Source organism: Streptomyces hebeiensis (assembly GCF_052983195.1).
This window is the reverse complement of sequence record NZ_CM129812.1, coordinates 316602-332768: the sequence shown is the minus strand read 5'-3', so window position 1 is coordinate 332768 and position 16167 is coordinate 316602. Positions and strand designations below refer to the sequence as shown.

Here is a 16167-nt window from a genome sequence, read left to right as displayed (position 1 = left end):
CCGTCCGCCGTGACGCCGCACACCCCGTACACCCCCTTGCACGCCCCACGCCCAGCCGTACCGAAAGGCACACTCATGCCCACACCCGAGATCAGCAGGCGTACAGCACTTCGCTTCTCCGCGGTCGCCGCCCTGTCGGCCGGTGCCACCGTCACCTCGGCCGTCCCGGCGCACGCCGGGAAGCGGCGGCCCGGGGACGAGTTACCCGAGGTGCCCGGCATGCACGGGGACCGGAGGGCCAACGAGATGTGGTACCGGTTCGACGACGTCACCAACTTCAAGGCGTCGCCGGAGCTGATGGAGGCGTACACCGCGATCGCCGGGCACCTCGGCGGTGACGTGGAGAGCGCCCCGCTGCGCATCTGGCGGGAGATGAGCGCGCATCCGGACTATCCGTACAATTTCGTCGAGCGCTTCCGCCCGCTCGTCGGGCCACTGACCCTCATCTCCCGCACCCAGCTGGGGTGCTTCGACAGGTACTACCCGCGGCACGGTTCCGGTCTCGTGCGAGCGTTCTCCTACTTCGGCCAAGGTGTGCTGTTCGATCCGCGGCGCGCGGACGTCAAGTCGGAGGTGCACGCGATGAACGGCGCGGTGCCCCGTGGCTATCACGTCTGGCACGTGTACATCCGCGCGATGACTCTGCTCGGCGTCGACCGGGAACGATGGGCCGCCATCGCCTCGCTCAACGCCTTCGCCTGGGCCTTGCAGTCCGTCGCGCGTCCGGACCTGCGTGCGGTCAACCCACCCCTGCCGGCCGGCACGGTCGCGCGGCTGGCCGCCGGCTGGCTGCCGCGCGATGCGGGCCGGCTCGACAGCGATTTCCAGTCCTTCCCCTACCCCGCCGCCGGGGTGTGAACGGCCGTCCGGCGGTGGCGGCCCGGGCGGCCGCCGGTACGGCGAGATCGACGAACTCCGGCTCGCCTGAGATCTTGTTGAAGACCAGCGCCGCGGACGTGCTGGAGAGAAAGAAGTCGTACCACTCCAGCACCGACCCCACCACTGCGGCCGAGGCATTGCGCCTCCGGAGACCCGGTTCGGATCGGCGTCGGGCGCTGGAGTCGGTCGAGGATCTGCCTCGCCGCCGCCGCGTGGTCCCAAGCGGCGGGGCGGTAACGGGGCTCAGGTGCCCATCTGCCCATCGCTCCGGAGAGCACGACCCTGCCTCCGGATACCCGTCGGGTGCGAGGGAGCCTCCGGAAGCGCCGCCGTCACACGACGTCGTAGGGGCGCATCATTTCGTTGTCCTCGTGCTCGAGCATGTGGCAGTGCCAGACGTACCGGCCCGCCCGGTCGAAGGTCGCTTTCAGCCTCGTGGCGACGCCCGGGTAGGCGACCACCGTGTCCTTGAACCCTCTCTCCCACGGTTCGGCGGGCCGGACGGTGTGGTCGTCCCGGCACCGGTCGAGGACCTGGAACTGGGTCTCGTGGATATGGATCGGGTGAGCGTCCTTCGTGAAGTTGTGGATTTCCCAGATCTCGGTCGTCCCCAGGGCCGGATTCTCCGTGACGGGGTCGTCCCAGCGCATCGGCACTGCGACGCCGTTCCGGTCCAGGGTGCCGAGCAGCAGTTGCCGAGGGCCGACGCCCGGCAGCGAGACGGAGTTCTGTTCGCTGAGGGAGAGCTGTCGGATCCGGCCCGCTTCCCTCAAGGGTTCGAACGCCGGAAGCGACAGGTGTGCCGGGGGCACGGTCGTGTCGGGGGCCGTGGGCGCTCCGACCACGAGCTTCATGACCTGTCCGGTGGTGGCCGGGTCCGCGGACGGGAAGTCCGTTCCCGCCGCGCCGCCCTGGAACGCCGTGTCCGGGCCTTCATTGATGAGGTAGAGCTCGGTTCCGAGCGGGGCCGAGGCGAAGTCGACGATCACGTCGAGGCGTTCGGCGGGGGCGATGAGCAGGTTGTCGCGCTGTACCGGTGTCGGGAGGAAGCCTCCTTCGTTGCCGATCTGCCAGAACGGGAGCGCGGGGGGCGCGGGCCTGCGGGCGAGCGGGTGTGTGACGATCTTCAGGATCAGGTACCGCGAGTTGCACCCGTTGAGGAACCGGAACCGGTAGCGGCGTGCTTCGACGTGGAGGAGCGGCCACGTTCTTCCGTTGGCCACCATCATGTCGCCGAAGAACTCGGGGTTCCAGATCGGAGGGATGTCGCTGTCCGGGATGTAGGGGCCCTTGAAGCCGTCGAAGGCGCCGCGCCCGGACGGGTAGGAGAGCCTGCCGTCGGGGTGGAAGGACCGGTCCTGGATGACGATGGGGATCTCGTGGTAGTTCCGGCCGGGCGGGTCGCCGGGCCGGGGCGCGGGACCGGGCAGCACTCCGTCGCGGAGGTCCGCGGGGCCGCCGCGCAGGAGGTAGAAGCCCACCAGTCCGGTGTAGACGTTCAGGCGGGTGACGCCCAGGGCGTGGTCGTGGAACCAGAGGGTCGAGGGCCGTCCCTCGTTGGCGTACTGGAACACGGAGTCCCCCCGTTCCCAGCGGACGCCGTACCGGTCTTCGAACTTGTTCTTGAACTCTTCGTAATAGGAGCCGACCGTGGCGTATCCGGCCGGAAGATCGAGCGCGTCGGGCAGGTACCAGGCTTCCGTGTAACCGTCGCTCTCCTCCGTGTTCCGCCCGCCGTGCAGATGCGTCACGATCGGCACGGGGCCCGTGTACGGCCCGGGTGTCGAGCGGAACGCGGGACGTGAGTCCCGGGCGGGGATCCCGCCCGGAGGGTTGGCCCAGTGCAGTGTGGGGTCGACCGGCAGCAAGTGCGGCAGGTACCGGCCCTCACGGTTCAGCAACTGGTTCTGCCACCTCACCCGCACGGGTGTCCCGGAGCGGGCCTCGATGGTGAAGGCGGGGTAGTGGAACGTACGAGGATGCCGGGTGGAGCCGTAGCCCCACACCGTCGTCTTGGGCAGGCCAGGGGGCAGTACCTGCTGCTGGAACTGGCGAACACCGATCGCGTAGCAGTCGACGGCGTCACCGACGGCGCCGGGGGACCGGGGCATGGCCGGTGGGACGACGAGCCGTGTGACGTACTTGTCCACTTTCCCCGGATCGAGAATGCTCCCGCCGGTCGACGCCCACGGCCGCGGGGGCGCGGTACCCGCCGGAAGAAGCGTGAACACTCCTCCGACCGCGGCCTGAACCACACGCCGCCTCGTGACCATGCGCGTCCTCCGGTGCTCGTCGGACCGACTCCGGTACGGTTCTGGTTCTCCCCCTCCAGATCGTCCCAGCGTCCTCCGCACGCGGCGACACGTACCGGACGTCATCAGATTGCCCTGGTCGGCACAGCCGTGTGCGGTCGGAATGCTCCGGGTGAATGACCTCTCAGCGCTGAAGGAACACGCCGCACGCCTGACAGGGGTCGCTGCGTCACCCGGGGAGAATATCGGGCGGCTGCCCGGAACCGACCCGCCTGGGGCGGGGGAGAGGCACGGTTCAGTCGTCCTGCGGGCGGTCCGGCGAGGCGCGGAGGTCCACGACGGCGGCGGCGAACGCGAGCGGCCCCGGGAGAAGCGGCACGAGCGGGGGTATCGACCAGGCGAGGAGCACGGCCAGGGTCACGGCGCAGACGAGGAGGAGCGTGCCGCGCGGGTCGGCGACCGAGCGGACCAGGGCCTCGCGGGCGGACAGCCGGTGAGGGGCGTCCAGCGCCGTGGCGCGCAGTCCCACGACCGCGGCCACCAGGGTCGTGAGGGCCAGGGCGGGCACCATCACGGCCGCTCCCGGGATCGCGCTGCGCAGCAGAGCGGTATCGATCAGCAGGACGATGACGAGAAGCGGCGGGATCAGGCCGGCGGCCAGCGTTCCCGCCGTCAGGCGGGCCCGCAGATGGCCGATGTACACACCGGCGCCGGCCGGTGCGCCGTTGCCCGCGGTGTCACGAAGGGTCGCGGACGCGGCGGCGAACGCGGCCGGGACCGTGACGACGGGCAGACAGGCGACGCCCGTGAACAGGCCGACGAGCAGCATGTCGGCGAAGAGGGTGAAGCCGGATCCGAAGACCTCGCCGGGCTCCCGGCGGTCGCTGGGAGGCGCGGTGGGTGCGTGGGGCATGCTGTCTCAGCCCTTCAGTCCGGAGGTGGCCATGCCCTGCACCAGGTAGCGCTGGAACACGAAGAAGAACAGGACGATCGGCAGTACGGAGATCACCGACATCGCGAACATGGGCCCGTAGGCGGAGGTGCTGGACTCGTCGACGAAGCTGCGCAGGGCCAGTGTGATGGTGAACTTCTCGGGTGCGAAGAGATAGATCATCTGTGTGAAGAAGTCGTTCCACGTCCAGATGAACGTGAAGATGGCCGTGGTGATCAGCGCCGGCCGGCTCAGGGGCAGCGTGATGGTCCAGTACGTACGGAACGCGCCGCAGCCGTCGATGCGGGCCGACTCCTCCAGTTCACGTGGCAGCCCGCGCATGAACTGCACGATGAGGAAGACGAAGAACGCCTCGGTGGCGAGGAACTTGGGCAGGATCAGTGGCCAGTAGGTGTCCACCATGCCGAGCCGGTTGAAGATGATGTACTGCGGGATCAGCACGACGTGGTGCGGCAGCATCAGCGTGGCCACCATGAACGCGAACATCACCTTGCTCATGCGGAAGCGCAGCCGGGCGAAGGCGTAGGCGGCCAGGGAGCACGACAGGACGTTGCCGACGACGGCACCCCCCGCGATCAGCAGGGTATTGCCCAGCAGCCGGGTCACGGTGACGCCGGACACGCCGTCCATGGCGGTCGCGTAGTTCGACCACTCCAGATGGCTGGGCCACAGGTCGAGGCTGGTCACCACCTCGTCCGCCGGCTTGAGCGACGTGGCGAGCAGCCAGGCCAGGGGATAGAGCAGGACGAGCAGGCCCACGACGGCGATCGTGTGCGGCAGCCATCGCTTGGTGGTGAGGTTCATCGCCCCTCCGTGTCCGCGTAGAAGACCCAGGACCGGGAGGTCCTGAACAGGATCAGGGTGATGACGCCGATGACGATCAGCAGCAGCCAGGCCATGGCGGCCGCGTAGCCCATATGGGAGGCGGTGAAGCCGCGCTCGTAGAGATACAGCGTGTAGAACATCGTCGAGTCGGCGGGACCGCCGTCGCCGCCACTGACCGCGAAGGCCGGGGTGAACACCTGGAAGGACTGGATCATCTCCAGCACCAGGTTGAAGAAGACGACCGGGGACAGCATCGGCACGGTGACGGAGACGAACTGCCGCCAGCGGCCCGCGCCGTCCAGCGCCGCCGCCTCGTAGAGGTCGGGCGAGATCTGCTGGAGCCCCGCGAGGAAGATCACCATCGGGGCGCCGAACTGCCACACCGTCAGCAGGACGATGACGAACACCGCCAGGCCGGGATCGCCGACCCACCCGCCGACGTCGATGCCGACGGCGCTCAGGACCTGGGGGACGGAGCCGCCGTCGTTGAACAACGCGCGCCACACCAGGGCGATCGACATGCTCGCGCCGAGCAGGGAGGGCGCGTAGAAGGCGGAGCGGTAGAAGGAGCGGCCACGGCCGAGGCTCCTGAGCAGCATCGCGGCCCCGAGCGCGAGCAGCAGCTTGAGCGGCACGGCGACCACCACGTACAGCAGCGTGGTGCCGACCGACCGCCAGAACCGGGGGTCCTCGGTGAGCATCTCCTGGTAGTTGCGCAGGCCCACCCACCGCGGCGGGTCGAACAGGTTGTAGTCCGTGAACGACAGGTACAGCGACACGGCCATCGGCACCAGGGTGAGCACGGCCGCGCCGATCATCCACGGTGTGAGGAACACGTAGCCGGGCCACTGCCGTTCACGGTGCCGACGCTCGGCAGCCGGCGGCTCCGGTTCCGTCGTGCGGGGGGCGCGCGCGGGCGCCCCGGTCGATACCGTGCTCATGACCGCAGCTCCCGGTTGGCCTCGTCGAAGAATTCGCGCGCCGCCTGCCGGGGGGAGGCCAGCTCGTACATGACGTGGTGGTACGCGCGCTTGAAGGCGGTCTGGATCGCGACATCACCCCGTGGTGGTGCGGTCGGCGGGGCGTCCAGGCCGTACTTCTCCATCCTCAGCGCGTACTCGTAGATTTCCCGCTCGGGTCCCTCGAGGGCCTTGGCGACGCGGGCGGCGATCTCGCGGTTGGGCGGTGTGGACCGGGTGAAGCCGAGCGCGTCGCCGGCCCGCGGGTCGTTGAGGAGGAAGTCGACCAGTGCGGTCGCCTCCTCGGGGTGCTCGCTGTTCGCCCCGACGCCAAGGAGCATCGAAGGCTTGAAATACGCACCCTGGCGTCCGTCGGTCGTGGGGACCGGCGCGAAGTGGAGAGCGTCGCCGAGCAGGGCCGTGTACCCGGGGAACGGGGCGTCCCAGGTGTAGTCGGCGGCGGCGAGCCCACGGCCGATGGGACTGGTTTCGGTGGTTTTGGCCTGCGAGGTGTCCTCGGCTTGCGCGACGGAGCCCTCTTCGCGCAGTCTGTCACAGAACGTCCAGAACTCGGTGAGGTCGTCCTCGGTGAAGCCGAGCTTCGTCTGGCTTGCGTAGAGCTGCCCGCCACGGCTGCGCACCCAGTTCTCGAAGATGTCCTCGTTGGGCCCGTTGTCGTTGGCTCCCGTCACGGCGCGACCGTCGGGGGACTTCAGGCCCAGGGCGGCGATCTTCCTGTTGGCCTCCGCCCAGTCCTGCCAGGTCCAGTCGGGCCGGGGTGTGGGGATGCCGGCCTTCTTGTAGATGCCGGCGTCGTACGCGTATCCGGTGATGCCGCGGCCCGCCGGTATGGCGAACTGCCCGCCCTCGTACGTGCCGGTGCGCAGGAACTCCTCGTCGATCTCGGACGTGCGGATCGTGCCGTCCGCGACGGCGTCGTCCAGCGGCAGGAGTGTGCCGCCGCCCGCGTACTGGGAAATCTGCCGGTAGTCGAGTTGCGCCACGTCGGGTATGCCACCGCCCGCGGCCTGGGTGGCCAGCTTCTGCATGTATGAGCCGAAGTCCGCGTTCGACGTGCGGACGGTGACGCCGGGGTGTTCCCTCTCGAAGAGCCGTACGGCCTTCTTTGTGCGCTCGGAGCGGTCGTCGTTGCCCCACCAGGAGAAGGTGAGGGTGATCTCTTCGGATGCTGTGTCGCCCGCGGCGGAGCACGCGGAGAGCGATGCCGTCAGGGCTGTGCTGAGGCCGACGGCGGCCGCGGCCAGGACGGCGCGGCGGCCTGGGTGCAGGCGCCGGCCGCTTCGGAACTCGGGCATGAGGGCCTTCCAGGGAGGAGACGTGGACGGGGCGGGACGGGGCCGCGGCGCCGCTGGCGGGTGCGCCGGTCGCACGGGAGGTCCGGGCCGGCTGCCGGATGCCGGGGTGGGCCGCCCGGCCGCGTGTGCCGAAACGTCCAGGTGCGGCGCGGGTGCGGTGTGCCGCCGTGGGGCAGGCCCTCGACGGTCGGCCGGCCGTACATGGCCGGCCGGGGCACGCCCGCCTGCTCCCGGGGAGCCGCTATACGTCCCGCTCACCGTGCGGGTCCCTCCAGGTGCGCGGCGACGGGAACGGTGCGGAGCCATGCGGACCCTCTCGGAAGACAGACGGGGGTGGACCACTGCGGGCAGCGCGAATGCGTGGTGGGATCTCCGGTGCTGGACCGAGTAAGGCGCTCATGCGTGGGTGCGGGCGGCACCGGTCCGTGGGCGTGCTGCGGTCGGCCACCTGTTGTGGCACGACCGGATCCGATCGGTTCCAACGTTGTAACCGCCCTGTATCTTTAAGGTCAACCCTTTGGCCGGAGAGGACTTGACGATTGGTCCGAGGGCTGACAGCTACGGCATGGCCGTGCATAATCAACGAAGGCAGGCGGCTTTGGGGGCTCCTCAGTGGCAGCAGTGACACTCAAGGACGTGGCGGAACGCGCGGGAGTGTCGATCAAGACCGTGTCCAACGTTGTACGTGACGTCCCGCAGGTGTCCGAGAGCACGCGGACCCGCGTGATGCGGGCCGTGAGCGAACTCGGCTACCGGCCGAACCCGTCGGCGCGCCGGCTGCGGACCGGCCGCAGCGGCCTGATCGCCCTCGCCGTCCCGGACCTCGCCACGCCCTACTTCGCCGAACTCGCGCACCACGTGGGGGCGGAGGCCTCGGCCCACGGCTTCACCGTCCTCATCGAGGAGACGCTGGGAGATGCCAAGGAGGAACTGCGCCTGGCGACCGGCGTCGGCGCGTCGCTGCTGGACGGTGTGATCCTCTCGCCCCTGCGCGTGTCGCCCGCCGATCTCGCACCGGTCGCCGACGAGTTCCCGCTGGTGCTGCTCGGCGAGCGAAGCTACGAACACGATCACGTCGTGGCCGACCACGTCCTCATCGACAACGTCGCCGCGGCCCGTGACGTCACCGCCCACCTGGCAGCTCTGGGCCGTACCCGGATCGGTGCCATCGGTGTGGACCAGCCGCAGTCGGCGACCAGCCGCCAACGGCTGGAGGGTTTCCAGCAGGCGCTGCACGGTGCCGGACTGACCTACGATCCCCGACTGGCGGCACGGGTCAAGGAGTTCGACCGCCGGGACGGGCTGCTGGCGATGCGCGGTCTCCTCTCCCTGCCTGCCGATGCGCGGCCCGACGCGGTCTTCTGCTTCAGCGACATGCTGGCCGTGGGCGCGCAACACGCCTTGTACGAAGCGGGGCTGAACGTGCCCGGGGACGTCGCCGTGGCGGGAGTGGACGGGTCCGAGGAGGCGCTCTACAGTACGCCCTCGCTCACCTCCGTGGTGCCCGACAAGGCCGCGATCGCCTCGCTGGCCGTGAAGTGCCTGGCGGCCCGCATCCGTTCGCGGGAGCCGCTGCCCTTCGAGGAGTACATCGCCCCGCACTGGCTGGAGGTGCGGGAGTCCACGGACGGTGTGCGACGTCGGCTGTCCCCCTGAGCGGTAAGCCGGTCGCTCGGAACGGGTCCTCCCCGCTCCGACTGCCACGCGGGGCGGAAGCGGATCGCCGTGCCCGAACCGGCGACGAGTCGCAGGTTCAGGACGGCGGACGCTCACGACTTCCGTCTCCGCGACCAGGGCTTCGTGATCACGTCGGTGAGGGCACGGGACGGGCGTCGGCGGATCTTCATCGTCGGTCGCACCGAACAGGGGTTTCTCAGCGGGGTGTTCCGGTTCATCCGGCTGTTGCAGCTCCAGACACCGCTGGCGAGGGTTTCGACCCGGCAGGATCCGGCCGTCGGGTTGCGCTCCACTCCGTGGTGTGCGGCATCGTCTCACTCCTCACCTCGGTGCGGACCCGCCGTCGGGCTCAGGGCCGCGCGGTGCTCGTCCACCAGCATGGAACGGCGCGGACCGCGACACAGGGGCTGAAGGTCCCTGCCGGGCGGACCTTCAGTCCCCCCGGGCGGGCCGATGCGGCCGACCCCCGGCGGTGGGCGGTACCCCGCCGCCGGGGGCCGTTCGGGAACCGGGCGGACTGGTACCGGACGTGGTGGCGGACATCACCGAGGAGCCCGGTCGGGGCGCTTCGGGCACCGTGGCCGGGCACCGGGCGTCCATCGGCCGGATCGACACCACGGACGCCATGCCGTCCTGGGCCAGAACGGCGGACAACCGCGCCCTGCTCGATGGCGCGGCCGTCGCCTGGCTGACCGTCGACCGGCACGTGGTCGGCGCGGTCCTCCTGCGTGATCCCGTACGCTCCGACGCCCCGAGGACCTTGCGCCACCCGCGGACGGCGGGCATCGAGCAGATCATGATGCTCACGGGGGACCGTGCCGAGCCCGCGCACGAAGTCGCCCGCCGTCCCCGGTCTCGACGGCGTACGCGCCGGCCTCGGCCCCGCGGAGAAGGTCGCCGAGGTGCGTGCCCAACGCGACCGGGCCGTCACCGTCATGGTCGGTGACGGCGTCAACGACGCCCCCGCGCTCGCCGCGGCGGACATCGGGGTGGCCATGGGCGCCCGGGGTTCCACCGCCTCCTCCGAAGCGGCCGACATCGTCCTGACCACCGACCGGGTGGGCCCCTCGCCGATGCCGTCGCCATCGCCGGGCACGCCCGGCGTATCGCCGTACAGAGCGCGCTGGGAGGCATGCTGGCGTCGCCCGCCGCCATGGCCGCGGCCGCCGTCGGCCTGCTCCCGCCCGCTGCCGGTGCCCTGCTGCAGGAGGGCATCGACATCGCGGTCATCCTCAACGCCCTGCGGGTCCTGCGCGCCGGCCGGGCGGCGCGAGGGGTTCTCCCTCCCAGCGCTGAAGCGCTCGTCCGCCGCTTCGCGGCCGAACACGATGATCTGCGGGACGTCCTCGACGCGGTACGCGCCGCCGCCGACCGTCTCTGCGACAGCTCCGGCTCGGACGCCCTGGCGGCCGTCGCGTACACGCACCGGCTGCTGACCGAGCGGCTCCTGCCGCACGAGTACGCCGAGGCGCACCAGCTCTACCCCGCGCTCGCTCCCACGCTCGGCGGCCCGGAGTCCACCGCGACCATGAGCCGCGCCCATACCGAGATCGGGCGTCTTTCCCGGCGCATCGCACTCCACCTGCAACTGGCCGACGCCCAGGGCGGACTGGACTCCGGTCAACTCGACGATCTGCGCTCCTGCCTCTACGGACTGCATACCGTCCTACGGCTGCACTTCTCCCAGGAAGAGGAGAACTACTTCTCCCTGGCCCCGTGACGGAAAAACACCGGCACCACACCTCGGGAACTGCTCCATACGCGCGCAGACGCCCCGCACGCGGGTGCACGTGCCACACAATGCCAGGGACAGCAAGCGTTTGACCCCACCCACTTGCCTGCCCCGTCGGAGGACCTTCCCGTGAACATCGGGCTGATCAACGGCCTTCCCAGCCACCCCTTCTTCGTCCACGGCGCGGTGGTGCTGGTCCCGCTGACGGCACTGGCGCTCGTGGTGTGCGCGCTCCGGCCTTCGGCGGCGCGCAGGCTCGGCTGGATGCTCCCCGGCGCGGCACTGGCCGCCCTCGTCCTGGTGGTGTTGTCCACCGAATCCGGCGAGTGGCTGGAGAAGCGGGTACCGGAAAGCGCCCTGCTGGAGAAGCACGCCGAGTTGGCACCTGGCCTCACCCCCTGGGCGATCGCACTGTTCGTACCGGCGGTCGCCGTCTGGCTCCTCGGCCACGCCGCTGCTCGCGAGGAGCGGGCGCGCGGCCGGGACGCCGGCGGTCCGGCCGGAAAGAGTGGACGCCCCGCCGGAAGCGGGGCGTCCACGGTGCTACGTCTGGCCTCTTCCACTCCGGTGCGCGTCGCTGTCCTGGTGATCGCCTTGGGCGTGGCTCTCGGCGCGGTCGTCGATGTCTACCGGATCGGTGACTCGGGTGCACGGGCGGTCTGGCAGGGCGGTTTCTCGACCAGCCGGCTCGCCACGTGGCGGTGACGCGGCGACGGATGTGCCGGAAGCGGTCTGGCCGGTCCGGGTGGACGTCGACCGGCCGGGACCTCCTCACGCGACGCGCGCGGCCGGGCTCGGGGCGTGGCCAGGGCGGTCACCGCAGCCGGTCGAGCGCCTGGCGGAAGGCCGTCATGTGCTTGGCCTCGTCGGCGGCGGTGTCGCGGAAGTAACGGGCGGCGGCGGTGTCGCCGACCGCCGTGGCCCGCTCGGCGAACTCCGGGTAGCGGACGGTGGCTTCTTCGTGTTCCCCGGCGATGGCCTTTCGGAGGTTCGGCTTCGTGGTGCTGACCAGACCGGCCAGGACGGCCTCACCGGCGAAATGCTCGTGCAACTCGACCCCGGCAGTGCCCTCGAACAGGCGGGCCAGTGCTGTGTTGCCGGTCTGTCGCGCGTGGGCGGCGAAGAGCAGGTACCTGGCGTGGGCCAGTGCCTCGCCGTGCAGAGCCGTGTCGAGGTTGGCCCGGGTACGAGCGGCCTTCACCTTCGGGGGCCCCGCGGGCACCGGTACCACGTCGGCCGTGGGCGGTGCCGGGATACTGCCCCGGCCGGTGGTCACGGCCGTGAGCGCGGTGCGGAACGCGTCGCGGTGGCGTCCTTCGTCCGCGGCGATCTCGGTGAACAGTTCGGCAGCGTCCAGATCCCCGTCCGCACGGGCCTGAGCCGCGAAGTCGCGGTACATGACCTGGTGCTCGTAGGTCTCGCCGCTGATGGCCTCACGCAGGTTGGCCGCGTTCGACCCCACGGTGCCGGCCAAGGCGGCGGCCTGGCGCAGGTGCTCGTTCAGCTCGGTCTGCGCCGTGCCGCGGAAGAGCTCGCCGACGGCCGCGTGGCCCTGCCGGTCGGCTTCAGCGGCGAAGAGGCTGTACGACGCGTAGGCGAACGCCTCCCCCTTCATGGCGGTGGCCAGGTCGGAGAGAGTCTGAGACCGGAGAGCCGGGGCCGTGGCGGGCGTGGCCTGGTACTGACCGGCGGGCACGGCGAGGGCCATGGCCGTGGCCCCCTGGGACGCGGCGGTCAGCGCGCACAGACCGACCACGAGCGTGCGTATCGAGTGGCGGAACACGATGTCCTCCTCCGGGGCGCCTCCGTGTGCGAGCGCCTGTCCCCATGCCACACGCACTCGCCCGCGGCCGCCCCTTCACATCGCCCTTCCGAGTGATGACACACGGCAGTTGCGCGCGTCAACGACGGCTTCCCGGCGGGTCCCTGGCGGCGCGTTCCGGCCTGGGACCGGCCGTCGGCCGCGAGGGGCGCCGGTGCCGGGCATGCTGGCCGACGCAACGTTCCGGGACTCGCTCGTGTACGCCGAGACCGACCCGTGCCGGAAGGCCGGACACGCGCATGCGAAGGCATGACCGGCCCGAATCAACTGTGCGGCCGGAGCCGGTCGTCGAGTGTGGCACCGACGTCGGGGCAGGTCCTGCGGATGGTGTCGAGGAAGGCGCGCAGGACCGGGAGGTGATCGCGGGCCGCGAAGGACAGGACGAGATCGGGCAGGGGCGTGCTCGGGGTCACTTCACAGAACCGCACTCCGGGACGTGGGACCGCCCTCATGCGGGACGGCCCCAGGCCGACGCCCACGCCGGAGGCGGCGAGGCCGATGATCGTGTGCACGTCCCTCGCGACGGTCGCGCCGCCGAGAGCCGAGGAGTCCGTGCCCAGCAGGGTGCGCAGTCCGGCGACTACGGCGGGCTCGTCCTCGCCGGCCGACACGATCAGCGGCTGTCGCTGCAACTGGTCGACGCTTACCGAGGGTTGACCCGCATACGGGTGCACCGTACTTACCACAGCGATCACGTGGTCGCGTCCGATCGGGACGGATACGAGATGCTCGGCTCCGGCACCCCGTGGCGGGCCGAGGGTGATGGCCACGTCCAGTTCCCCGGCGACGAGAGCTGGGCTGCTGCGGCTGGTCGCCATCTCGTGCAGTTCCAGCCTCACGTCGGGCCGTTCACGGCCGAACCGGCTCAGGACGCCCGGCAGCGGGTCGAGCAGCGCCGAGGCGATGAAGCCGAGGCGCAGCCGTCCCGTCTCGCCGCGCGCGGCCCGGCCCGCGTCCACAGTGGCCGCCGCCATCTCGTCGAGCGCCCGGCGCGCCCGCGCGAGGAACGCCTCGCCGGCGGCGGTCGGGAACACCCCCTGACGGGTGCGGTCGAACAGCCGGGCCCCGACCTCGCGCTCCAGATCGGCGATCTGCTTGGACAGCGGCGGCTGCGCGATGCCCAGTTCGCCGGCAGCCCGGCCGAAGTGTTCGTGCTCGGCGAGAGCAACCGCGTACCGCAGGTGCCGCGCTTCCATGACCCGCCCTCCATCCCATCGGCTGGTGCAATACCTCAAAGATATTGCCATGCCACTTACCAGATCTAGGAATGGATGGCGCTGTGGTTCCTGTCTGCAATGGAGCCATGAGGAACGTATCTCTGAGCGACACCGTCTTCGTTTTCGTGCACGGCGCCTGGCACAGCTCCGGACAGTGGGCGGCGACGCAGCGCGCGCTGGCCGGACTGGGCGCTGTGAGCGTGGCCGTCGACATGCCGGGGCACGGCTTCGATGCCCCCCTGCCCACCGGGTACCTGCTGCCCGGCCAGCCGGGCCTGCTGACCGAGAAGTCACGGCTCGCCCTCCTGACGATGGATGACTGCGCCGAGGCAGTACTGAGCGTCCTGCGCCAGGTGCGTCACCATCGCACTGTCGTGCTCGTCGCGCACAGCGCGGGCGGCGGTCCAGCGTCTCTGGCCGCGGAGCGGGCGCCCGAGTTGGTGGACCGGATCGTCTACCTGTCCGCGTTCGTCCCGGGCGGGCGGCCGCGGTTCTTCGACTACCTGGGCTCACCCGAGAACGCCACCGCGCTGGGCCGGAACCTGAACCTCGGCGATCCCGAGGCCCTGGGCGCCGTACGGATCAATCCGCTCTCACCGGATCCCGCCTACCTCGACGAACTGCGGGAAACCCACTACCACGACACCCCCCTGGACCGCTTTGACCGGTGGCGGTCCGCGCTGAGCCCCGATCTGCCACTGGCGATCCCGACGACTCCGGTCACCCTGACCGCGGCACGGTGGGGACGAATTCCACGAACTTTCCTGCGCTGCGCCGAGGACCGGGCGCTGGCACCGGCCGCGCAGGACCTGATGATCGCGGAAGCCGACCGGGCCTTCCCCGGTAACGCGTTCACTGTGCACACCCTGCCCGGCAGCCACAGCCCGTTCGCGGCCCGGCCGGGCGACCTCGCCGCGGTCCTCGCCTCGTGAGCCGGCATCGGCCCGTGAAGGATTCCCCGTTCCCGAGCGCGGGACGTCTCGCGGACGGTGGCGGCGGGCGGCTCGTACTGCCGGTCGTGCTGAGCGCGACCTTCGCGCAGTTGCTCAACGTCACTGTCGCGCAGATCGCGGCCCCGGCGATCCGGGCCGACCTGGGTGCCGGCTCTGGTGCCGTGCAGCTGATCCTGGCCGGGTACACCCTCACCTACGCCTGCTTGCTCATCACGGCCGCGCGCCTCGGCGACCGGTACGGCTACCGTCGGCTGTTCGTGCTGGGCACCGGCGTCTTGATGGCCGGTTCAGTAGCGGCCGCGTGTGCTCCCGACGCCACGTTCCTCATCGCGGCCCGGCTGGTCCAAGGCGCGGGCAGCGGCCTGGTCGCCCCGCAGGTTCTGTCGATCATCCAGGTCGCCGTCCCCGCTGCCCGGCGCCCACGGGCTCTCGGCCTGTTCGGTGCCACGATGGGAATGGCGTCGCTGGCCGGGCCACTGATCGGCGGACTTCTCGTCGGCGTCGACGCCTTCGGTCTAGGCTGGCGCTCGGTGTTCCTGGTCACGGTGCCGGTGGCACTCGTCTCGCTCGCGGGCGCGACCGTACTGCCTCGCACACGAGGCGCGGCCGGACAGCGCGTGGACGGGGTGGGCGTGTTGCTGACCACCGTGGGCTTCGGCGCGCTGGTGCTGCCGCTCGCGCTGGGAGGGGAAGCCGGCTGGCCCTGGTGGACCTGGGCCACTCTGGCCGCGTCCGTGGCCGTTCTCGGCTGCTTCGCCCTGACTCTCCCGCACCGGCCGGATCCCCTGGTGCATCCGTCGCTGTTCCGCGACCGCAGGGCGCGTACAGGGGTGCTGCTGGTGTTCGTGTTCAACTCAGGGGTGCCGTCCTTCACGTATCTGCTGTTCCTGCATCTACAGTCGGCCATCGGGTATCCCGCCCTCATGGCCGCGCTGACGTCGGCTCCCTTCGCGGCCGCGGCCGTGCTGGGCAGCCGTGGCGCACCGGCGCTCGCCCGCCGACACGGGTCGGCCGTGCTCACGGTCTCGGCGCTGGTATTGGCGGGGACGGCCCTGGCCCTCGCGCCGCTCATCGGCACGGCGGCCGGACGCTGGGCGGCGTTGCCGGTCCTGGCTCTGGGCGGCGCCGCGTTCGGCTCGTTCACCGCGTCGGTGTTCGCTCTGGTGCTGGCGAGGGTGGACGGCTCCGCGGCCGGTTCTGTGTCCGGGCTGTTGCCCACGGCTCAGCAGCTGGGCGGGTCGATCGGGGTGGCTACGGCGGGGCTCGTCTACTTCGCACCCACCGCCGGCCCGGGCGCCGCTTTTCAGCACGCCATGATCTACGAGGCCGCCGTCTTCGCCGTCACCGCGCTGATCAGCCGTCGGATGCGCGATCGGAACCGACCAGCCGCGCCACGGGCAGATGCGACACGTGCTGCGAGGACGTCAGAAACACCTGGATCGTGAGCCCGCCGAAGCTCCGGGATGCGAGGCAGCAGGTTCGTAAGCCCCGACGCCGAGCCGGCCTGCGGCCTCATCTGCCTCCGCCGTCTGCGAACCTCACTGGCCGACTATAGGTCCGGTCCGCCCTGCGACAGGTGGAGA

The 16167-nt window shown here is 70.8% G+C and carries 12 protein-coding genes and 2 pseudogenes; 7 read left to right on the top strand and 7 right to left on the bottom strand.

Translation table 11 applies throughout. The annotated features are described in order from the left end of the window. Nucleotides 1–75: 75 nt before the first annotated feature. Nucleotides 76–858, top strand: coding sequence for a hypothetical protein (locus ACU6P3_RS01440; RefSeq protein ID WP_447195531.1), 783 nt, complete (start codon nt 76–78; stop codon nt 856–858). A gap of 353 nt (nt 859–1211) precedes the next feature. Here the strand turns inward: ACU6P3_RS01440 and ACU6P3_RS01435 are convergent, their stop codons facing one another. From ACU6P3_RS01435 to ACU6P3_RS01415, 5 genes are all read right to left on the bottom strand, one after another. Further along, nucleotides 1212–3029, bottom strand: coding sequence for a multicopper oxidase family protein (locus tag ACU6P3_RS01435; RefSeq protein ID WP_447195530.1), 1818 nt, complete (start codon nt 3027–3029; stop codon nt 1212–1214). A gap of 397 nt (nt 3030–3426) precedes the next feature. Further along, nucleotides 3427–4044: a hypothetical protein gene (locus ACU6P3_RS01430; protein ID WP_447195529.1), complete on the bottom strand. Its 618-nt coding sequence runs from the start codon at nt 4042–4044 to the stop codon at nt 3427–3429. A 6-nt stretch (nt 4045–4050) separates the two neighbouring features. Continuing rightward, complete coding sequence (locus ACU6P3_RS01425; protein WP_030743808.1) at nt 4051–4887, bottom strand: carbohydrate ABC transporter permease; 837 nt, start codon at nt 4885–4887, stop codon at nt 4051–4053. Further along, nucleotides 4884–5849 carry a carbohydrate ABC transporter permease gene (locus tag ACU6P3_RS01420; RefSeq protein ID WP_447195528.1) on the bottom strand — a complete coding sequence of 322 codons (966 nt, stop codon included), beginning with the start codon at nt 5847–5849 and terminating at the stop codon, nt 4884–4886. The genes ACU6P3_RS01425 and ACU6P3_RS01420 overlap by 4 nt, the downstream gene beginning before the upstream one ends. Continuing rightward, nucleotides 5846–7183, bottom strand: coding sequence for an ABC transporter substrate-binding protein (locus ACU6P3_RS01415; protein ID WP_447195527.1), 1338 nt, complete (start codon nt 7181–7183; stop codon nt 5846–5848). Before ACU6P3_RS01415 ends, ACU6P3_RS01420 begins: the two co-directional genes overlap by 4 nt. 612 nt (nt 7184–7795) lie before the next feature. On the opposite strand from ACU6P3_RS01415, the gene ACU6P3_RS01410 reads away from it, so the two are divergent. The 4 genes and pseudogenes from ACU6P3_RS01410 to ACU6P3_RS01395 all read left to right on the top strand — a co-directional run bounded on the left by ACU6P3_RS01410 (nt 7796) and on the right by ACU6P3_RS01395 (nt 11297). After that, entirely contained in the window at nt 7796–8839 is a 1044-nt protein-coding gene (locus tag ACU6P3_RS01410) for a LacI family DNA-binding transcriptional regulator (protein ID WP_447195526.1), read from the top strand. Nucleotides 8840–8860: 21 nt separating this feature from the next. Continuing rightward, nucleotides 8861–9271, top strand: a pseudogene (locus tag ACU6P3_RS01405) (alpha-glucuronidase family glycosyl hydrolase); the annotation flags it as partial. Between the two features lie 127 nt (nt 9272–9398). Continuing rightward, a pseudogene (locus tag ACU6P3_RS01400) lies at nt 9399–10580 on the top strand (heavy metal translocating P-type ATPase); the annotation flags it as partial. A gap of 141 nt (nt 10581–10721) precedes the next feature. Beyond that, a complete protein-coding gene (locus tag ACU6P3_RS01395; RefSeq protein WP_447195525.1) occupies nt 10722–11297 on the top strand; it encodes a DUF2231 domain-containing protein in 576 nt (191 codons plus the stop codon). Between the two features lie 109 nt (nt 11298–11406). Here ACU6P3_RS01395 and ACU6P3_RS01390 read toward each other — a convergent pair whose 3' ends face one another. Both ACU6P3_RS01390 and ACU6P3_RS01385 read right to left on the bottom strand, forming a co-directional pair. Further along, entirely contained in the window at nt 11407–12375 is a 969-nt protein-coding gene (locus ACU6P3_RS01390; RefSeq protein ID WP_447195524.1) for a ferritin family protein, read from the bottom strand. Between the two features lie 302 nt (nt 12376–12677). Continuing rightward, complete coding sequence (locus ACU6P3_RS01385) at nt 12678–13610, bottom strand: LysR family transcriptional regulator (protein ID WP_447195523.1); 933 nt, start codon at nt 13608–13610, stop codon at nt 12678–12680. Between the two features lie 107 nt (nt 13611–13717). Here ACU6P3_RS01385 and ACU6P3_RS01380 point away from each other — a divergent pair, with 107 nt between their 5' ends. Continuing rightward, nucleotides 13718–14563 (top strand): alpha/beta hydrolase, encoded by an 846-nt coding sequence (locus tag ACU6P3_RS01380; RefSeq protein WP_447195522.1) that lies wholly within the window; start codon nt 13718–13720, stop codon nt 14561–14563. A gap of 14 nt (nt 14564–14577) precedes the next feature. Further along, nucleotides 14578–16029, top strand: a complete 1452-nt coding sequence (locus tag ACU6P3_RS01375) for an MFS transporter (RefSeq protein ID WP_447195521.1) — start codon at nt 14578–14580, stop codon at nt 16027–16029. Nucleotides 16030–16167: the final 138 nt, after the last annotated feature.